The sequence below is a fragment of the Pseudoduganella violaceinigra DSM 15887 genome, assembly GCF_000425385.1.
GTDB classification, from domain to species: domain Bacteria; phylum Pseudomonadota; class Gammaproteobacteria; order Burkholderiales; family Burkholderiaceae_D; genus Rugamonas; species Rugamonas violaceinigra.
The window spans coordinates 376,082-395,601 of record NZ_KE384357.1 but is presented as its reverse complement, the minus strand read 5'-3'; the positions used below and the strand labels follow the sequence as shown (position 1 = coordinate 395,601).

Here is a 19,520-nt window from a genome sequence, read left to right as displayed (position 1 = left end):
GCCACGCCCATTTTGAAACAGCCTCTAAGCGGGCCCGGATTGCGCCGGGCCCGTTTTCCGGTGGCGTTCAGCCCGTGTTGCGCAGGCCGGCGGCGACGCCGTTGATCGACAGGTGAATGCCGCGGTTGACGCGCGGATCGAGCTTGTCTTCTTCATTACCCAGCGCGCGGCGGCGCTTGATCAGTTCCACCTGCAGGTGGTTCAGCGGATCGAGGTAGGGGAAGCGGTTGGTGATGGAGCGCGCCAGCAGCGGGTTGCCTGCCAGGCGCTCGCGCGTGCCGGTGATCGACTCCAGGCAATCGAGGGTCTGCTGATATTCCTCGGTGATGCGCTTGAAGATGCGCTCACGCAGTTCCTTGTCCGTCACCAGCTCGGCGTAGCGCGAGGCGATCGCCAGGTCGGTCTTGGCCAGCACCATGTCCATATTGGAGAGCAGGGTGGCGAAGAACGGCCAGTGCTGGAACATGTCGCGCAGCTTGGCCGTGCGTTCTTCGCGGTTGCCGGCGGCGAGCCAGGCGCCGATGGCGGAACCGAAACCGTACCAGCCCGGCAGCAGTAGGCGGCACTGGCCCCAGCTGAAGCCCCATGGGATGGCGCGCAAGTCTTCGATGCGGCGCGTCGATTTGCGGGAGGCCGGGCGCGAACCGAGGTTCAGCTCCGCGATTTCCGCGATCGGCGTGGCCGAGAAGAAGTAGTCGGTGAAGCCCGGGGTTTCGTACACCAGGTTGCGGTAGGCTTTGTAGGCCAGCGCCGAAATCTCGGCCATCACCGCTTCGAAACCGGCCAGGCGCGGTCCGTGGCAGGCGTCGGCCGGCGGCGGCATCAGGCTCGCTTCCAGGGTCGAGCACACCAGCAGTTCCAGGTTGCGGCGGCCGATTTCGGCGTTGGAGAATTTGGAAGCGATGATCTCTCCCTGTTCGGTCAGGCGCAGCTGGCCGTTGACGGTGCCTTTCGGCTGCGCCAGGATGGCCTCGTAGCTTGGGCCGCCGCCGCGCCCGACGGTGCCGCCGCGGCCGTGGAACAGGCGCAGCTTGACGCCGGCCCTGGCGAAGACCTCGACCAGCCCCAGTTCCGCCTTGTACAGCTCCCAGTTGGAGGTCATGAAGCCGCCGTCCTTGTTGGAGTCGGAATAGCCCAGCATGACTTCCTGGATCTGGCCCTGTTTGGCGATCAGTTTCTGCACCAGCGGCACCGCCATCAAGGTTTCCATGATGCCGGCGGCGCGCTGCAGGTCGGGGATGGTCTCGAACAGCGGGATCACCATCAGGTCCGAGCTGTGCTCGCCGTCGGCGCCCTGGCGCAGCAGGCCGGTTTCCTGCTGCAGCACGAACACTTCCAGCAGGTCCGATACGGTTTCGGTGTGCGAGATGATGTAGTTGCGGATGGCGCGCCTGCCGTAGCGCTGGCGGATATCGTGCGCCGTGCGCAGGATGGTCAGCTCGGACGCGGTTTCCTCCGAATAGTCGATGTACGGCGAATACAGCAGGCGTGGTTGCGCTAACTCCGCGAGCAGCAGCTTGACCTTGGCGTCTTCCTCCAGCGCCGGGTAGTCGGCCTGCACGCCGGCCTTGGCGAACAGTTCCGCCAGCACGCGTTCGTGGATGTCCGAGGACTGGCGCATGTCCAGCGACGCCAGATGGAAGCCGAAAATGTCGGCGGCGCGCTTCAGGGTGCTCAGGCGCGGGCGGGCCAGCACGGCGCCGTGGTTGGCGTCGAGCGACTCGATCATCACCTGCAGGTCGGCCGAGAAGTCGGCCGGGCAAGGGTAGGGGGCGGCGTGCCCGACTTCCTTGCGCAGGATATTGGTCGCGCCCAGGGCGCGCGCGGTGGCGGCCAGGCGGGCGTACATGCCGATCAGGGCGCGCCGGTAAGGCTCGTCCCGGCGGTGGTCGGACAAATCGGTGGAGGCGTCGGACAGGGCTTGCAGGGCGGGCGAGCAGCCGATCATCAGGGTCGACACCGACAGCTCGGCGCCCAGGGCATGGGTTTCGTCGAGGTAGAAGTCGAGGATGGTGGTGGCTTGGCGTTCCAGCGCGTGCTGCATGGTGCCGGCGTTGACGTTCGGGTTGCCGTCGCGGTCGCCGCCGATCCAGCTGCCCATCTGCACATACGATGCGTCGATGGCGCGCGGCGCGGCCTGGCCGTAATGCTCGGCGATCTCGGTCTCGATGTCGTCGTACAGGGCCGGCAGCTCGCGCAGGAAGGTGATGCGGTAATAGGACAGGGCGTTGTCGATTTCGTCCGCCACGGTCAGCTTGGAGTAGCGCAGCATGCGCGTCTGCCACAGCGTGGCGATGCGGGCGCGCAGCATATGCAGGTTGGCGCTGCGCTCTTTCGGCGTCAGCGGCAGGTCGCGCTGGGCCAGCAGGCGGGCGATATCGTGCTCCGCGTCCAGGATGGACTTGCGCTGCACCTCGGTCGGGTGCGCGGTCAGGACGGGGGAGATCAGGGCTTCCTTGAAGAAGCTGGTCACGGTGTCCAGTTCGACGCCGGATTCTTTCAGCTTGTCGAGCGCAAAACTGATGCTGCCCCTTTGCGGCGCCGAGCCGGCCAGCAGGTGGGCGCGGCGGCGGCGGATGTGGTGCTGGTCTTCCGCGATATTGGCCAGGTGGGAGAAGTAGGAGAAGGCGCGCACCACCGTAATGGTTTGTTCGCGTGTCAGGATTTTCAGCATGCCGTCCAGTTCCTTGGCGGCGCCGGCGTCGGCTTCGCGGCGGAAGCGCACCGCCGTCTGGCGGATGGTTTCCACGACGGCGAACACTTCCTCGCCTTCCTGTTCCCGCAGGACGTCGCCGAGCAGGCGGCCCAGCAGGCGGATATCTTCTTTCAGCGGCGCGTCTTTGTCGGCGCTCCGGTTTTGTTCGTCTGTTGCACTTACTTGATTTGCCATAGTTAATCAGTCAAAAGATAAGAATGGTCGTGCAAAAGGCTTGTGGCCACAGTCTGCATAGAGGGCGCGCATGCTAGAATTTGTGGTCCCCATCATGCGCAATAAACTGGTGAACGCCGGTTTGGCGCTAGCAACAGCGAAAGAACTGGTTTTGAATACTCCTGAAATGGCCCAACAGCTCCCTTCCAAATTGGTGATCGCATCGCGCGAGAGCCGGCTCGCCATGTGGCAGGCGGAACATGTCCGCGCGCGCTTGTCCCAATTATATCCGCAGTGCAGCATCGAGATCCTGGGCATGACCACGCGCGGCGACCAGATCCTGGACCGCGCGCTGTCCAAGGTTGGCGGCAAGGGCCTGTTCGTCAAAGAGCTGGAGGTGGCGATGGAAGAAGGGCGCGCCGACCTGGCCGTGCATTCGCTGAAAGACGTGCCGATGGAGCTGCCGCAAGGCTTCACGCTGGCGGCGGTGCTGGAGCGCGAAGACCCGCGCGACGCCTTCGTTTCGAACGACTACGGTTCGCTGGCGGAACTGCCGGCAGGCGCCGTCGTCGGCACCAGCAGCCTGCGCCGCCAGGCCCTGATTTCGGCGCGCTACCCGCACCTGGTCATCAAGCCTTTGCGCGGCAACCTGGACACCCGCCTGGGCAAGCTCGATCGCGGTGATTACGCCGCCATCATCCTGGCCGCCGCCGGCCTGAAACGCCTTGGCCTGCCGCAGCGCATCAAAGCGCTGCTGGCGCCGGAAGATTCGCTGCCGGCCGCGGGGCAGGGCGCGATGGCGATCGAAATCGCCGAGCGCAAGGACGGCCTGGACCTGCAAGCCATTCTGGCGCCGCTGAACCACCTGTCGACCGCCCAGGCCGTGACGGCCGAACGCAAGGTGTCCAAGGTTTTCGGCGGTTCCTGCCAGGTGCCGCTGGCGGCGTTCGCAACGGTCGACAATGGCCAGCTGCACCTGCGCGCCATGGTGGCCACGCCGGACGGCAGCCGCGTCGCCCGCGCTGAAGTGAACGGCGCCGCCGCCGACGCCGAAGCGCTGGGCGCCAACGTCGCCGAACAATTGCGCGCTCAGGATGCCGAAGCCATCCTCGCCGCCTGCGCCGCCGAGCAGGCGCACGGCATGACGCCCAACGCCGCGCCATCGGAGGGTGTCTGACCCGGCGGGTCTGACACCGCTTGCCCGGTTTTGATGCCGCGTCCAGTCGTCCTCACCCGCCCGCTCGCGCAGGCCGAGCCGCTGGCCGGCCGCATCCGCGCGCTCGGCCGCCAGGTCGAGGTGCTGCCGCTGCTGGCAATCGCCCCGCTGGCGGATCCGGCGCCCCTGCGCGCCGGCCTGTCCGGCCTGGGGGCGTACCAGCTGGTCGCCTTCGTCTCACCCAATGCCATCGACGCCGCCTTCGCCCATATAGATACCTGGCCGGAAGGCCTGCGCGCGGCGGTGGTGGGCGAGGGCAGCCGCCAGGCATTGCTGGCGCATGGCGTGCCCGCCGGCCTGATCGCCAGTCCCGCCGATCCCGCCCGCAGCGACACGGAACATTTGCTGCAAGCGCTCGACCTGCCGGCATTGCGTGGCGCCAGGGTCTTGATCGTGCGCGGCGAATCCGGGCGCGAACTGATGGCCGACGCCTTCCGCGCCGCCGGCGCCGATGTGACCGTGCTGCCGGCCTACCGCCGCAGCGTGCCGGTCCTGAGCGCGGAGCTGGCCGCGCGCCTGCGCGCCTTGGCGGCGGCCGATGCCGAATGGATCATCACCAGCTCGGAAGCCCTGCGCGGCCTGGTCGGCCTGCTGCAGGAATTGAATGAATCGACAATCGTTGCATTATTGCAACATCACCACCTGATCGTCCCGCACTCCCGCATCGCCGAGACGGCGCGCGAGTTGGGCTTCCAGCATGTGACCCTGACAGGATCAGGCGACGAACGGGTGCTCGCCGCGTTACAATCACGTCCATGAACGATTTGCCTAACCAAACTGACAACAAAGACGTCCCGCCAACCCAGCCAGCCGCGCCGGCCGTCGAGACTCCCACTCCCGCCCCTGCCGCGCCGGCGGCAGCGCCAGTCCAGGAGCGCGATTCCCTGCGCCAGCCGCTGGTGATCGCCGTCGTGGTGCTCGGCATCCTGCTTGCCGCGCAAGCCTTCTACTCGAAGAACCAGGTGTTCCGCCTGCGCGAGGAAATGGCGCGCCGCCTGCAGCAGGGCGATTCCCTGAACGGGCAGACCAGCCAGCTGGCCAAGAATGTCCAGGAGACCGCCAAGGAAATCCAGCTGAAGGTCGGCGTGCTGGAAAACCGCCAGCAGGAAGCCCAGGCGCAGCAGCTCGCGCTGGAGCAGCTGTACCAGGACATGTCGAAGAACCGCGACGAGTGGGCGCTGGCCGAGATCGAGCAGGTGCTCTCCACCGCCAGCCAGCAGCTGCAACTGGCCGGCAATGTGCCGGGCGCGCTGATCGCGCTGCAGAACGCCGACCGCAGCCTGTCCCGCTCCGACAAGCCGCAATTCATCACCATCCGCCGCGCCATCGCCAAGGACATCGAACGCCTGAAGGCTCTGCCGAACGTCGACTCGGTCGGCCTGGCGGTGCGCCTGGATAACGTGATCGCCCAGGTCGACGGCCTGCCGATGCTGTCCGATGCCAAACCGACGCCGCCCGCGCCGCCGGTGCGCAAGGCCGCGCCGGCCAAACCGAAAGCCAAGGGCGCCAACGGCAAGGACGATGCGCCGGCGCCTGCAGCGGAGGAAGAGGGTTGGGGCAGCCGCATCAAGAACGTCTGGCAGGAATGGAGCAGCGATATGTGGGCGGAAGTGTCGACCCTGATCCGCGTGCGCCGTGTCGAAACGCCGGATGCCATCATGCTGGCGCCGGAAGAATCGTACTTCCTGCGCGAAAACCTGAAACTGCGCCTGCTGAACGCCCGTATGGCCTTATTGTCCCGCAATGAAGCGGCGTTCCGCGCCGACCTGCTGGCCGCCCAGGAAGTGCTGACCAAATATTTCGACACCAAGACACGCCAGACCCAGACCGCCCAGCAGCTGCTGCGCCAGCTGCAAGGCAGCAACCTGTCGATCGAGATGCCGACGCTGTCCGACAGCCTGAACGCGGTCCGTAACTACAAGGCGAAGCCATAATGCGTCTCTTTATCTGGCTCGTTGTAATGATGGCTGCGGCCATCGGTATCGCCGTGACGGCTCGCTTCAACCCTGGCAATGTGGTGCTGTTCTACCCGCCATACCGCGTCGACCTGTCGCTTAACTTCTTCATGGTGCTGCTGGCGGCGGCCTTCCTGCTGGTGCATTTCCTGGTGCGCGCCTTCAACGCCACCGTGAACATGCCGAAGAAGGTGGCGGCCTACCGCCAGCACAAGCGCGAGCGCGACGGCAACAAAGGCTTGCGCGACGCACTGAAGGCCCTGTTCGAAGGCCGTTTCGGCCATGCCGAGAAAGCGGCATTGCGCGCCGCGGAACTGCCGGAAAACGCCGGCGTCGCGGCCCTGATCGGCGCCCGCGCGGCCCACCGCATGCGCCAGCAGGCCCGCCGCGACCAGTGGCTGGCGCGCATCGCCAGCGATAACACGATGAAGACCGCGCGCCTGATGACCGTGACCGAGCTGCTGGTCGACGACCACCAGCCGGAAGCCGCGCTGGAAGCGGTGCGCGAACTGAATGCCAGCGGCACCCGTCATATCCACGCCCTGCAATGGTCGCTGAAGGCCGAGCAGCAAGCCAAGAACTGGCCGGAAGTGCTGCGCCTGGCGCGCCTGCTGGACAAGCATAAGGCCTTGCATCCGGCCCTGTCGGCGCGCCTGCGCGAGCTCGCTTACGACGACCTGCTGTCCGATAACGCCCACGACGCCGAGTCGCTGCAGCGCGTCTGGAGCACGATTCCGTCGGCCGACCGCATCAAGCCGTTTGTCGCCTGCCGTGCCGCCACCGCCCTGAATGCGCGCGGCCTGCATGACGAAGCCCGTCTGGTCTGCGAAGAAGCGCTGGCCGCCAACTGGGACGAGCGCGTGGTGCGCGCCTACCGCGACGCCGCCGCTCCGGCCGGCTCCGCCGCGCTGCTGGTGCAGATCGAGCATTGCGAAGGCTGGGTGCGCGAGCGCCCGAACGACGCCGAGCTGGCGCTGACCCTGGGCTCCCTGTGCCTGAAGCAGAAATTGTGGGGCAAGGCCCAGCGCCACCTGGAGCAGGCCCTGTCCGACGCTTCCGAGCCGCGCATGGTGCGCGAGTCCCACCTCAAGCTGGCGCAGCTGCATGAAGCGCTGTCCCAGCCCGAAGACGCGGCGAACCATTATCGCCAGTGCGCCTTGGCAACTATTTTGTGAGGCTGCTGCGCCGCACAAGCGGCGCGCAGTTCGCTATAATTGCAAGGTTAGACTGTTCAAAAAAGCATTAAATCGAGGAAAAACATGAGCCTGAATAAAGTACCGGCCGGCAAAGACCTGCCGAACGACTTCAATGTCATTATCGAGATCCCAATGAACGCGGATCCGATCAAGTACGAAGTGGACAAGGAATCCGGCGCCATCTTCGTGGACCGTTTCATGGGCACCGCCATGCACTACCCATGCAACTACGGCTACATCCCGAACACCCTGTCCGACGACGGCGACCCGGTCGACGTGCTGGTCATCACCCCGTTCCCGCTGATCCCGGGCGTGGTGGTGCGTTGCCGCGCCATCGGCGTGCTGAAGATGACCGACGAATCCGGCGAGGACGCCAAAGTGCTGGCGGTGCCGGTCGATAAAGTACTGCCGATCTACAAGCACTGGCAGAAGCCGGAAGACCTGCAGGACCTGCGCCTGCAGCAGATCCAGCACTTCTTCGAGCACTACAAGGACCTGGAACCAGGCAAGTGGGTCAAGGTGGACGGCTGGTACGGCCCGGAAGAAGCCAAGAAGGAAATCCTGCACGGCGTCGAGCAAGCCAAGAAGCAGGAAGCCGGCGTTTAATCGCCCTGGCACAAAATAAGCACAAGCTAAGCGCCCCGCGGGGCGCTTATTTTTTTGGTGCGCCGCAAGCGGGCAGCGTCAATAATCCAGCACCACCTTCGGCAGCTGGTTGGGCTGGCGGTCGGCGATGGCCGCCACCGTATCGGCCAGGATGCGCACGGAATTATCGAAGCATCCATGGCTGGACGGGATGTTGCGGGCACCGTTGAAGACGTCGCTGTCGCCGAGCACCTGCAGCTGCCGGCCGCCGTAGAACGCCTGCCAGGCCCGCAAGTCGGCCAGGGTGTCGGCATGCCAGAATTCCTCGGTGGCGTATGCGGCGCTGTGCGCGCGCTCCATGCCGAGCAGCGGCGTTTTATGCAGTTTTTCCAGGGCGCGGCTGACCAGGTAGAGCAGGGACTGGCGGTATGGTCCGACACTGTCGCCCTGTTCCAGCTTGTCGGTGAGGGCGTGGACCTGGAGCGACCCAAGTGGCAGGACGCCGCGATCAACCGCTCCCTTGTAATGCTGGAGCGCGAAACTGATGTCGCAGGCCGGCGCGTACAGCGTGCAGCTGGCCGCTTTCAGCTGGTTGACCGGGAAGCGCGACAGCAGGTGGCCGGCCGCGATCGAGCCGGCGGAATGGCCGACGATGTGAATGCGCAGGTCCGGCACTTCTTTCACCAGGTCGCCCAGGCGATCCGCAAGCGCCACCAGCCCGGCTTTGGGATGGGCGCTCAGGCCGCCCTCCAGGTTCTGCTTCATTTCCTGCCACATGCTGCGCACCAGCAGGTCGCGGCATAGCCGTTCGATGCCGCGGTCCCAGGCTTCCTTGAGGGCTTCGCCCACGCCCTGTGCCGGCGGCATGCCGAGCTGGCTGTGCGCCTTGTCCTCGACCAGGTCATGCAGGATTTCCTTCCAGCCGCTCTTCCAGGTCAGGAATAGCGGATAGATGCCGCATTGGTCCAGCCAACGGCCCAGGATGCGGATGCGCTCGATGGAGGATTCCTCGCTGCCCAGCCCCCCGTGCAGGAACAGCATGAGATTCTTCCTGCCCGAGTTTTTCAGGGCCGCCGCAGGCAGTTCATGGGCGACGTAGGCGGCATTTGCCAGCGGGTCGGAAAGGTGCGGAATCCGGTTCAGCAGCACGCCGTTATTGCCGGTGACGACGGTGTGTTGGTAGGCTTGCTCGACGCTCCAGACGTCGCTGCGGCCGGCTTGCGGATCGTCCTGCTGCAGCCAGCCTGCCACCGGGGTGGCACCCTTGCTGCTGCTGCGCCGGCGTACCGCGTGCTGCGGCGACTTGGCATGGGTGTGGGTCGGCACGCCCAGCCCGACGACCCAGGCATCGCTGCCGTTCTCGACCCAGTCGCCGTAGCTCAGCACCGCGAAACCGGAGGCGCCCCAGTCTTCGCCCCAGGAGTTTTGCACGATGAAGCCGTCCTCGTTGTAGCCGACCAGGCAGAAGGCGTGTCCGCCGAGGATCTCCTTGCTTTGAACGATGCGCGGCAGTTCGCCGTGGCTGGCGGTGCTGCCGGAACCGACCTGGCTCCAGCCTTCGTGGACGCTGGCGGAAACGTAGATGGCGCCCATCCGGCTGATGGCCGACTGCATGTCGACGACCGAACGCTTGTCGATGCGGTAGTAGACGCCTACGGGGCGCCTGGTGGCATCGACGTCCCATTTGTCTTGTGGGCCGCTCTTGTTTTTTTCATCGTAGGGCCAGAACGATTCGCCGCAAACGCCGTGCTTTTGCCAGCCTTTCAGGGCGCCGCGGCAGCTGGAGCCCTCGTAATCCTCGTCCGGCCATTCGTCATAGTATTTGGCGAGCTGGTAGATCATGCGCGGGCTGACCTGTTCCACCTTGTTGCCCTTGTTGGCGCGGATCCATAACTGATAATTGATGGTGGCGGCCAGGCCGAAGCCGGTGCAGGCGCCTTCCCGGCCCTGGTTCAGGATCAGGCCCGCCTGGATATAGCTGGGCAGGTATCCTTTGATATCGTCCGCCAGCGGCCAGTGCAGCGGCAGGTTTTCGATCAGCGGGTGGTAGGGCAGGTCGCGCAGGTCAAGGCGATCGGGGCGGGCGTCCAAGCCGATCGGCGCGCCGGCCAACTGCAGTTCTTTTTTTGGCATGTTGGCATCCTTTGCGTTTTGGACTGGCATTCTTGTTGAAAGTCTTGATAAAAATCAAAGACTAATCGACAAAATTACGCGCCGGCTGGACATGCGTCTATTCGTTAATTCCTATTAATGGCAGAGGACCTTGCCGGTTCTGGTAACGATCAGCGTGCAAGGCAGGCTCAGCGGAATGGACTGCGGTCGTTCAGTTCATCGAGATAATCGTCGATGCCGCCCATTTCTCGTTCCAGGAAGCGTTCGACGGCGTCGCTGAACGCGGGATGGGCCAGCCAGTGTGCCGAATAGGTCTTTTGCGGCAGGAAGCCGCGCGCCATTTTATGCTCACCCTGGGCCCCGCCTTCGAAGGTCCTGATACCGTTGGCGATGCAGAATTCAAGCGGCTGGTAATAGGCGGTTTCGAAGTGCAGGCAGGGGACGTGTTCCATGGCGCCCCAGTAGCGGCCGTACAGCGTGTCTTCGGTATGGACGACTAGCGAGGAGGCGATTGCCTGGCCGGCGCGTTCGGCCACCACCAGCAGCAGCTGGTGCGGCATGCTGCGCGCGATGCGCAGCCAGAAGTCCAAGTTCAGGTAAGGCGAGGAGCGGTGTTCGGCATAGGTGTTGCTGTAGCAGCGGTGGAAGAAGCGCCAGTCTTCCTCGCTGGCCTCGGTGCCGCGGATTTGACGCATGGCGATGCCGGCATCGTGGACCTTGCGGCGCTCGGCGCGGATGTTCTTGCGTTTCTTGTGTTCCAGCGTTTGCAGGAATTGGTCGAAGCTGCCGTAGTCCTCGTTCAGCCAATGGAATTGCACGCCGGTGCGCAGCATGAAGCCCGCGTCGCGCAGCTGCTCGGCTTCATCCTGGGGCGGGTAGAGGATGTGGGACGACGACATGCCGGCGGCGACCTGCTGCTCGCACAGGAAGGCCAGCAAGGCGGCCCGCGCCGCCGCGTCGCGCGCCAGCAAGCGTGAACCGGTGACCGGCGTGAAGGGAATGGCCGACAGCAGCTTGGGGTAGTACGCGATGCCGTTGCGGTGGTAGGCATCGGCCCAGGCCCAGTCGAAGACGTATTCGCCATACGAGTGGGACTTGACGTACAGCGGCATGGCCGCGGCCAGTTCGCCGCCATCATGAATGGCCAGGAACTGCGGCTGCCAGCCTGTTTCCGCGGTGGCGCTGCCCGATTCGTGCAGGGCGTTCAGGAAGGCGTGCGACAGGAAGGGATTGCCGGCCGCCAGCCGGTCCCAATCGGCGGGAGCGACGTCGGCGAGGGATGAGAGGACGCTGGTACGGTATTCCATGCGGCCATTCTAGCCAATTACGGCCGCGCCCGTGGCAACCTTGGGGTCAGGCTCTTTGCTTGCCACGGGCGCGGCCGTACGCTGGGGCGGGCGCAATGTTAAAATCTTCGCCATCACTATTGGCCTTGCTGAGTTATGCCGCATTCCTTCCATAATTTGTACCATCATGATTTCGCCCGTGTGGCGGTTGGCGTGCCGCGGTGCCGCGTTGCCGATCCTCTGTTCAATGCGGCGCAGACGATCGAACTGGCGGAAGGGGCCGCAGCGAAGGGCGCGGTGCTGGTGGCTTTCCCGGAACTGGGCTTGTCGGCTTATTCCTGCGATGACCTGTTCCACCAGCGCGCACTGCTGGACGGCGTGCTGCAGGCGTTGGCCTCCGTTGTGGCGGCGTCCACCCGCATTCCCACTGCCATGATCGTGGGCGCGCCGTTGCGCGTGGACCATCAGCTGTTCAATTGCGCGATCGTGGTGTCGGGCGGGGTGATCCGCGGCGTGGTGCCGAAGTCTTACCTGCCCAATTACGGCGAGTTTTATGAGGCGCGCCAGTTCAGCGCGGCCGATGAGGCGATTTCCTCTGAAATCAGCTTGCTCGGCCAGCGCGTGCCATTCGGCGCCAACCAGCTGTTCGAGCTGGAAAACCTGCCGCTGTTCAAATTCCATATCGAGATCTGCGAGGATGTGTGGGTGCCGATTCCGCCGTCGTCTTTCGCGGCGCTGGCCGGGGCGTCGGTGCTGGTCAACCTGTCGGCGTCGAATATCGTGGTCGGCAAGGCCGATTACCGCCGCCAACTGGTGGGCCAGCAGTCGGCGCGCTGCATCGCGGCCTATCTGTATTCGTCGGCGGGGCGGGGCGAGTCGACCACCGACCTGGCTTGGGATGGCCAGGCGCTGATTTGCGAGAACGGCGAAATGCTGGCGGAGTCGGAGCGCTTTGCCGAGGAGTCGCATATGGTGTTCGCCGATGTGGACCTGGAGCGTTTGTCGCGCGAGCGCATGCGCACCACCACCTTCGGCCATTCCACCCGCCGCCACAAGGCTGAGGTGGCGCAGTTCCGCACCGTGCGCTTCCCGGTCGAATTGCCGCTGCACCGCGTGCTGCCTCTGGCACGTAATGTGGAGCGCTTCCCGTACGTGCCGTCCAATGCGCAGTTGCGCGACAAGCGCTGCAACGAAGTCTATAACATCCAGGTCAGCGCGCTGGTGCAGCGCCTGTCCTCGTCGGGCATCAAAAAGGTGGTGATCGGCGTCTCGGGCGGCCTGGATTCGACCCATGCGCTGCTGGTCTGCGCTAAGGCGATGGATAAACTGGGCCTGCCGCGCACCAATATCATCGCGGCGACCATGCCGGGCTTCGCCACCAGCACCCGTACGCTGGACCAGGCGCGCGCGCTGATGCAGTTCGTCGGCTGTACCGCGCTGGAAGTCGATATCCGCCCAAGCTGCATCCAGATGCTGAAAGACCTGGGGCACCCGTACAGCGAGGGCAGGGAAGAGTACGACATCACCTTCGAGAATGTGCAGGCCGGCGAGCGCACCAACCATTTGTTCCGCATGGCCAACCACCACAACGGTATCGTGATCGGCACCGGCGACTTGAGCGAGCTGGCGCTGGGCTGGTGCACCTACGGCGTGGGCGACCATATGTCGCATTACAACGTGAACGCCAGCGTGCCGAAGACCCTGATCACCCACCTGGTGCGCTGGGTGGCCGAGAGCCGCCAGTTCGGCGACGTCAACTCCAGCGTGCTGCTGGCCGTGGTGAATACCGAGATCAGCCCCGAGCTGGTGCCGGGCAAGGCCGACGACGCCGCGCCGGCGCAAGTCACGCAGGACTTCATCGGGCCCTACGAGCTGCAGGACTTCAACCTCTACTACACGCTGCGTTTCGGCTTCTCGCCGTCCAAGGTGGCTTTCCTGGCGCATCATGCCTGGCGGGATCGCGAGGTGGGTCAATGGCCGGAAGACGAGCATGTGGCGCGCAACCAGTACGAGCTGAAAGAGATCAAACACAATCTGGGCATCTTCCTGAAGCGCTTCTTCCAGACGTCGCAGTTCAAGCGCACTTGCGTGCCGAACGCGCCGAAGGTCGGTTCCGGCGGTTCGCTGTCGCCGCGCGGCGATTGGCGCGCGCCGAGCGATTCGGAGGCGGCTGCCTGGCTGGAAAACCTGAAGTCCGTGCCCGACGCTTAATCACAATAAGGAGAACGCAATGAAGCAAATTACCGCCATCATCAAGCCATTCAAGCTGGACGAAGTGCGCGAATCGCTGGCCGAAGTGAACGTGACCGGCCTGACCGTGACCGAAGTGAAGGGCTTCGGCCGCCAGAAGGGGCATACCGAGCTTTATCGCGGCGCGGAATACGTGGTCGATTTCCTGCCGAAGGTGAAGGTGGAGGTGGTGGTGGACGACAGCGTGGTCGATACCGCCGTCGACGCGATCATCAAGGCGGCCCGCACCGGCAAGATCGGCGACGGCAAGATCTTTGTGCAGAACATCGAGCAGGTGATCCGCATCCGCACCGGCGAAACCGGCGCCGACGCGGTTTAATGCGCCTTCAGGCGCAGGTCGAAGCGCCAGGCGATCAGACGCATGACGGTGATCAGGGCGGCGCTGGACCATAGCGCCACGTCGTCCGACACCGAGGTGTATTGCAGGGCGATGTAGAACCAGCAGCCGAAGAAGGCGCAAATCGCATACGGTTTCCCGTCGCGGAACACCATCGGCACCTCGTTGCAGATAATATCGCGCAGCACACCGCCGAAAATACCCGTCACGACTCCCATCATCACCGCCACGAAGATCGGCATATCGGCCGCCAGCGCCTGCGCCACGCTGGCCACGGCGAACAGGCCGAGGCCGATGGCGTCGGCGACCACGATCAGGCGTTCGGAGACGATGTGGCGGATCTGCTTGACGAAGGGCGCGGCAACCAGGGCGACGACGAACAGCAGGATCGTGTATTCCTGGTGCGCGACCCAGAACAGGGGGCGCTTGTCGAGCAGGATGTCGCGCACCGTGCCGCCGCCGAAGGCGGTGATGAAGGCGACAATGAAGACGCCGACGATATCCATGCGCTTGCGGCGCGCTTCGACAAATCCCGAGAAGGCCCCGACCAGGATTGCCACGACCTCGATGATGGTGATGAGGGAGACGGCGGGGACTAGTTTCATATTCTTCTTATGTGGCGAAAGACAAGCCAAAGGTTAGCATTCGGCCAGCAAGTCCCGCAAGCCGCGCACTTGACATTGGGAAATATTGGATTGCATAATTTGCAATATTATGCGTACACTACTTTCAATTGCCGCCTTGGCGGTCTGCGTTGGCGCCCAGGCAGCGCCGCTTCCATGTCAACCGCAGGACAAAATCGATGCCGCGGCCATCAAGGCTCCCATTGTATTGGTCGGCGAGTTGCACGGCACCCAGGAGATTCCCGCTTTCGTTGCGGGACTTTCCTGCAGCCTGCTGCGGTCGGGGCGTCCCGTTGTCATCGGGCTGGAGCAGTTGGCAAGCATCCAGCCGGAACTGGACAGCTTCATGGCGTCCGATGGCGGTGCGGAAGCGCGCCGGCAACTGGCGGCCAGCGATCTTGGCACATTGAGGGATGGGCGCGGCAGTATGGCCATGCTGGAGCTGGTCGAAAGCGCGAGGGCGATGGCCAAGGCCGGCGCACCCTTGAAGATATTCGCGTTTGACCCTGACGTCGATTTCGAAACCTGGCGCGCCGACCCGAATCGTGCGCAGCAAATGCGCGACAGCGGAATGGCAGCCAACATTATGGCTATGCATAAGGCCCATCCTGGCGCGGTAATGGTTAACCTGATGGGGACGACTCACGCGGCGCGCAAGCGCGGCGAGGTGTTTGACACGTTCGAGCCGGCGGCTTACCTGGTATCGCAGCAGGTTCCGACATTTGCGATCAGTATCGCAGAGCAGGGCGGGGAGACCTGGAATTGCATCGGCGTCCGCGGGAAGCCGGACTGCGCGCCACATGCGTTGAGCAATACCCCGCTGGACCAGCAGGGTAGGCAAGGAGAAGATGTGCTGGTGGCGCTGGGCGCCACCAAGGCGTCACCGCCTATCCGCCAGGGCGGAGCGCAGTAGGACCATCAGGGCGCCTTCGCCGCCTTCCTCGGCGCGGGCCTGGCAGAAGGCGATTACGCCGTCGGTCTGCACCAGCCAGGAATGCACCATGGACTTCAGCACCGGTTCGCCCTTGGGCGAGCCGTAGCCGCGGCCGTAGATCACGCATACGCAGCGGAAATTGCGGCGCGAGGCCTTGAGCAGGAAGTCGCTGACGGCCTGGCGCGCTTCGTCGCGGCGCATGCCGTGCAAGTCCAGTTCGTCCTGAACCGGCCACTGGCCCTTGCGCATCTTCTTCATTACGTCCGGCCCAACGCCGGGCGCGGTGTAGTTCAGCGCCGGGTCTTCTTCCATGTAATGGTCGACCTCGAACAGGTCGGACAGGGATTCGCGCAGCACGGCGGCGTCGTCCGCCGCCTGCTCCGCGGCCGTCAGCGGGCCGCGCTTGCCTGCCGGGGCAGGGCGGTTCGCCGCGGCCGGGCCCTTGGCGGGCGGCGGCACGTAGCGGTCGGACGGCTTCATTTTCTGCACGCCGGACATCGAGGACTGGAACACGGTGGCAGCGGCGGCGGCGGCCTTTTGCTGCTTGGCGCGCTCCCTGTCGGCGAGCGCGCGCTGCTCTTCCTGCTCCTTGAGCTGTTTGCCCAGTCCCTTCAGGTCGGCGAAGCTTTTCACTCTTGCGCTTCCAGGTAGCGTTGCGCGTCCAGTGCGGCCATGCAGCCGGTGCCGGCGGAGGTGATGGCCTGGCGGTACACGTGGTCCTGCACGTCGCCGGCGGCGAACACGCCCGCTACCGAGGTGGCGGTGGCCATGCCTTCGGTGCCGGTGCGGGTCTTGATGTAGCCGTCCTTCATTTCCAGCTGGCCTTCGAAGATGCCGGTGTTCGGCTTGTGGCCGATGGCGATGAACAGGCCGTGTACGGAAATGTCGCTCAGGCCGCCGTCATTGTGCTTGACGGTGATGGCGTTGACGCCGGACTGGTCGCCCTTGACTTCGTGCAGGGTGGCGTTCAGTTTCAGCTCGATCTTGCCCTCGGCGACCTTGGCCATCAAGCGGTCCACCAGGATAGGCTCGGCGCGGAATTTCTCGCGGCGGTGCACCAGGGTGACCTTGGTGGCGATATTCGACAGGTACAGCGCTTCTTCGACGGCGGTATTGCCGCCGCCGACCACGGCCACTTCCTGGCCGCGGTAGAAGAAGCCGTCGCAGGTGGCGCAGGCGGAGACGCCGCGGCCCATGAATTCCTGCTCGGACGGCAGGCCCAGATACTGGGCCGAGGCGCCGGTGGCGATGATCAGCGTGTCGCAGGTGTAGACATTGCTGTCGCCGATCAGGCGGATCGGTTTTTCGTTCAGGTGGGTGGTGTGGATGTGGTCAAACACGATCTCGGTCTTGAAGCGTTCCGCGTGCTGCAGGAAGCGCTGCATCAGCTCCGGGCCCTGGACGCCCATCGGGTCGGCCGGCCAGTTTTCCACGTCGGTGGTGGTCATCAGCTGGCCGCCCTGTTCGACGCCGGTCACCAGCATTGGGTTCAGGTTCGCGCGGGCGGCGTAAATCGCGGCGCTGTAGCCAGCAGGACCGGAGCCAAGAATCAGGACTTTGGCGTGTTTGGTAGTAGTCATGGTGGATTCTTTACCTAGTTAGTGTGTATGTCTTGGATATGGGTGCGGACCGGAATGCCACAAGTCCAGCCCCAGGGAAACCGAAATTATATGCGAAGCGTGCATTTCACATGTACCGGGAGGCCGTTTAGCCTTGATATGCCTTAGAATAAGCGCAATTATGGAATTTTTGCCTCCAAGCAATGAGTAAGAAGAGTCAAAAGAGTCAGGAGACGCCTTCTGGTTACACTCGCACAGCCACCGAACGCCAGCCCTTACCCAATCGGCTGGTGCGTTTGCTGTCGGAGGCGCGCTTTTTCGCGCTGTTTGTCGTTTGCGTTTACTTCATCCTGATCCTGGCCAGTTATAACCGCCTGGACCCGGGCTGGTCGCACGATAATGTGGTGCCGGCGGTGCATAACCTGGGCGGCCGCGGCGGCGCCTGGCTGTCGGACCTGATGCTGTACATCTTCGGCCTTTCCGCGTGGTGGTGGTGCGTCTACATGCTGCGCGTGGTGTGGCAGGGCTATCGCCGTCTGACGCGCAAATTCGTGCTGCAGAAGGAAGAGGATCCCGAGCATAAGCAGGAGGGCCTGATCCGCCTGATCGGCTTCGTGCTGATGCTGGTCGGTTCCATGGGCCTGGAATTCCTGCGCATGTACAGCATGAAGATCCAGTTGCCGCGCGCGCCGGGCGGCGTGCTGGGCGAGCTGATTGGCCACGGCAGCCATGTGGGCCTTGGCTTCACCGGTTCCACCTTGCTGCTCCTGCTGCTGTTCGGCACCGGCTTCAGCCTGTTCTTCCACGTCTCGTGGATGTCGGTGGCCGAGCGCATCGGCGAAGTGATCGAGATGGGCATCGACTGGTTCCGCGCCCGCATGGAAGACCGGGAAGACCGCCGCCAGGGCGACGTCGCCGTGGTCAAGCGCGAAGAGAAGGTGGTCAAGGAACGCGTCAAGCACGAGGAAAAGCATCCGAAGCCGGCCGACCTGCCGCCGGACGCCCCGCCGGCGCCGATCGTCAAGATCGAGCCGCAGGTCACCCAGGTGGTGCAGTCCGAGCGCGTGATCAAGGAAAAGCAGGGTACCTTGTTCCAGGACCTGGACAGCACCACGCTGCCGCCGCTGTCGCTGCTGGATGACGCGCCGCCGCAGCAGGAAACCGTGGCCGTGGAAACGCTGGAATTCACCAGCCGCCTGATCGAGAAAAAACTGTCCGACTTCGGCGTGGAAGCCAAGGTGGTGGCGGCCTATCCTGGTCCGGTGGTGACCCGCTATGAAATCGAGCCGGCGACCGGCGTCAAAGGTAGCCAGATCGTCAACCTGGCGCGCGACCTGGCCCGTTCGCTGTCGCTCACCTCGATCCGCGTGGTGGAAACCATCCCGGGCAAGAATTACATGGCGCTGGAGCTGCCGAATCCGAAGCGCCAGATCGTGCGCCTGACCGAGATCCTAGGCTCCAAGGTCTATAACGACAACCATTCGCCGCTGACCGTGGCGCTGGGCAAGGACATCGCCGGCAAGCCGGTGGTGGCCGATCTGGCCAAGATGCCGCACCTGCTGGTGGCTGGTACCACCGGTTCCGGCAAGTCGGTGGGGATCAACGCCACCATCCTGTCGCTGCTGTACAAGGCCGACCCGCACGACGTGCGCATGATCCTGATCGACCCGAAGATGCTGGAGATGTCGGTCTACGAAGGCATTCCGCACCTCTTGGCGCCGGTCGTGACCGATATGCGCCAGGCTGGCCACGCCCTGAACTGGGCGGTGAACGAGATGGAGCGCCGCTACAAGCTGATGTCCAAGCTGGGCGTGCGTAACCTGGCCGGTTACAACGCCAAGATGGCCGAAGCGGAAAAGCGCGAGGAAAAGATCCCGAATCCGTTCTCGTTGACGCCGGATGCGCCGGAACCCCTGGAAAAACTGCCGACCATCGTCATCATCATCGACGAGCTGGCCGACCTGATGATGGTGGTCGGCAAGAAGGTGGAAGAACTGATCGCCCGTATCGCGCAGAAAGCCCGCGCCGCCGGCCTGCACTTGATTCTGGCAACCCAGCGTCCCTCTGTGGATGTGATTACGGGTCTGATCAAGGCGAATATCCCGACGCGTATTGCCTTCCAGGTGTCGTCCAAGATCGACTCGCGCACCATCCTTGATCAGATGGGCGCGGAAACCCTGCTGGGCATGGGCGACATGCTGTACATGCCGCCGGGTACCGGCCTGCCGGTGCGGGTGCACGGCGCCTTTGTCTCGGACGATGAGGTGCACCGCGTCGTGAAGCATTTGAAGGCCCAGGGCGAGCCGAACTATATCGAGGGCATCCTGGAAGGCGGCACGCTGGAAGAGGGCGGCGCCGACGGCGCGCTGGCCGGCGCCGGCGGCGGGGACAGCGAGTCCGACCCGATGTACGACCAGGCCGTGCAGGTCGTGCTGAAACACCGCAAGGCGTCGATCTCGCTGGTGCAGCGCCATCTGCGCATCGGCTATAACCGTGCCGCGCGCCTGCTGGAACAAATGGAAAACAGCGGTGTCGTATCGGCCATGCAGTCGAACGGCAACCGCGAAATCATCGCGCCGACCGCGTCGGCGGAATAAG

General features: G+C 64.3%; 15 protein-coding genes. 9 read left to right on the top strand and 6 right to left on the bottom strand.

Annotation, left to right across the window (positions count from 1 at the left end; all coding sequences use genetic code 11):
* Positions 1-67 precede the first annotated feature (67 nt).
* Complete coding sequence (gene ppc / locus H597_RS0121475; protein WP_028103932.1) at positions 68-2,890, bottom strand: phosphoenolpyruvate carboxylase; 2,823 nt, start codon at positions 2,888-2,890, stop codon at positions 68-70.
* A 166-nt stretch (positions 2,891-3,056) separates the two neighbouring features.
* On the opposite strand from ppc, the gene hemC reads away from it, so the two are divergent.
* From hemC to ppa, 5 genes are all read left to right on the top strand, one after another.
* On the top strand, positions 3,057-4,046 hold the full coding sequence (gene hemC, locus H597_RS0121470) for a hydroxymethylbilane synthase (RefSeq protein WP_051294032.1): 990 nt from the start codon (positions 3,057-3,059) through the stop codon (positions 4,044-4,046).
* Positions 4,047-4,079: 33 nt separating this feature from the next.
* Positions 4,080-4,844, top strand: a complete 765-nt coding sequence (locus H597_RS0121465; protein ID WP_028103930.1) for a uroporphyrinogen-III synthase — start codon at positions 4,080-4,082, stop codon at positions 4,842-4,844.
* The gene (locus H597_RS0121460) at positions 4,841-6,019 is read left to right on the top strand and encodes a uroporphyrinogen-III C-methyltransferase (RefSeq protein WP_028103929.1); all 1,179 of its coding nucleotides are present in this window, start codon (positions 4,841-4,843) and stop codon (positions 6,017-6,019) included. Before H597_RS0121465 ends, H597_RS0121460 begins: the two co-directional genes overlap by 4 nt.
* Complete coding sequence (locus H597_RS0121455) at positions 6,019-7,215, top strand: heme biosynthesis protein HemY (RefSeq protein ID WP_083941222.1); 1,197 nt, start codon at positions 6,019-6,021, stop codon at positions 7,213-7,215. Before H597_RS0121460 ends, H597_RS0121455 begins: the two co-directional genes overlap by 1 nt.
* A gap of 84 nt (positions 7,216-7,299) precedes the next feature.
* Positions 7,300-7,842, top strand: coding sequence for an inorganic diphosphatase (gene ppa / locus H597_RS0121450; protein ID WP_028103927.1), 543 nt, complete (start codon positions 7,300-7,302; stop codon positions 7,840-7,842).
* Positions 7,843-7,920: 78 nt separating this feature from the next.
* On the opposite strand, the gene H597_RS31950 is transcribed toward ppa, so the two are convergent.
* Positions 7,921-9,954, bottom strand: coding sequence for a C1 family peptidase (locus H597_RS31950; protein ID WP_161630634.1), 2,034 nt, complete (start codon positions 9,952-9,954; stop codon positions 7,921-7,923).
* A gap of 167 nt (positions 9,955-10,121) precedes the next feature.
* Positions 10,122-11,240, bottom strand: coding sequence for a GNAT family N-acetyltransferase (locus tag H597_RS0121440; RefSeq protein ID WP_028103926.1), 1,119 nt, complete (start codon positions 11,238-11,240; stop codon positions 10,122-10,124).
* Positions 11,241-11,375: 135 nt separating this feature from the next.
* Here H597_RS0121440 and H597_RS0121435 point away from each other — a divergent pair, with 135 nt between their 5' ends.
* Together H597_RS0121435 and H597_RS0121430 are read left to right on the top strand one after the other, a co-directional pair.
* Complete coding sequence (locus tag H597_RS0121435) at positions 11,376-13,430, top strand: NAD(+) synthase (RefSeq protein ID WP_028103925.1); 2,055 nt, start codon at positions 11,376-11,378, stop codon at positions 13,428-13,430.
* Positions 13,431-13,449: 19 nt separating this feature from the next.
* Complete coding sequence (locus H597_RS0121430) at positions 13,450-13,788, top strand: P-II family nitrogen regulator (protein ID WP_028103924.1); 339 nt, start codon at positions 13,450-13,452, stop codon at positions 13,786-13,788.
* Here the strand turns inward: H597_RS0121430 and H597_RS0121425 are convergent.
* Entirely contained in the window at positions 13,785-14,411 is a 627-nt protein-coding gene (locus H597_RS0121425) for a trimeric intracellular cation channel family protein (RefSeq protein WP_028103923.1), read from the bottom strand. The two genes, H597_RS0121430 and H597_RS0121425, sit on opposite strands and share 4 nt — an antisense overlap.
* A 109-nt stretch (positions 14,412-14,520) precedes the next feature.
* On the opposite strand from H597_RS0121425, the gene H597_RS0121420 reads away from it, so the two are divergent.
* Complete coding sequence (locus H597_RS0121420) at positions 14,521-15,342, top strand: TraB/GumN family protein (RefSeq protein WP_028103922.1); 822 nt, start codon at positions 14,521-14,523, stop codon at positions 15,340-15,342.
* Here the strand turns inward: H597_RS0121420 and H597_RS0121415 are convergent.
* Together H597_RS0121415 and trxB are read right to left on the bottom strand one after the other, a co-directional pair.
* Entirely contained in the window at positions 15,310-15,996 is a 687-nt protein-coding gene (locus H597_RS0121415; RefSeq protein WP_028103921.1) for a Smr/MutS family protein, read from the bottom strand. The two genes, H597_RS0121420 and H597_RS0121415, sit on opposite strands and share 33 nt — an antisense overlap.
* A complete protein-coding gene (gene trxB, locus H597_RS0121410) occupies positions 15,993-16,943 on the bottom strand; it encodes a thioredoxin-disulfide reductase (RefSeq protein WP_028103920.1) in 951 nt (316 codons plus the stop codon). Before trxB ends, H597_RS0121415 begins: the two co-directional genes overlap by 4 nt.
* Positions 16,944-17,125: 182 nt before the next feature.
* On the opposite strand from trxB, the gene H597_RS0121405 reads away from it, so the two are divergent.
* On the top strand, positions 17,126-19,519 hold the full coding sequence (locus H597_RS0121405; protein WP_028103919.1) for a DNA translocase FtsK: 2,394 nt from the start codon (positions 17,126-17,128) through the stop codon (positions 19,517-19,519).
* The last annotated feature ends 1 nt before the right edge of the window (position 19,520 follow it).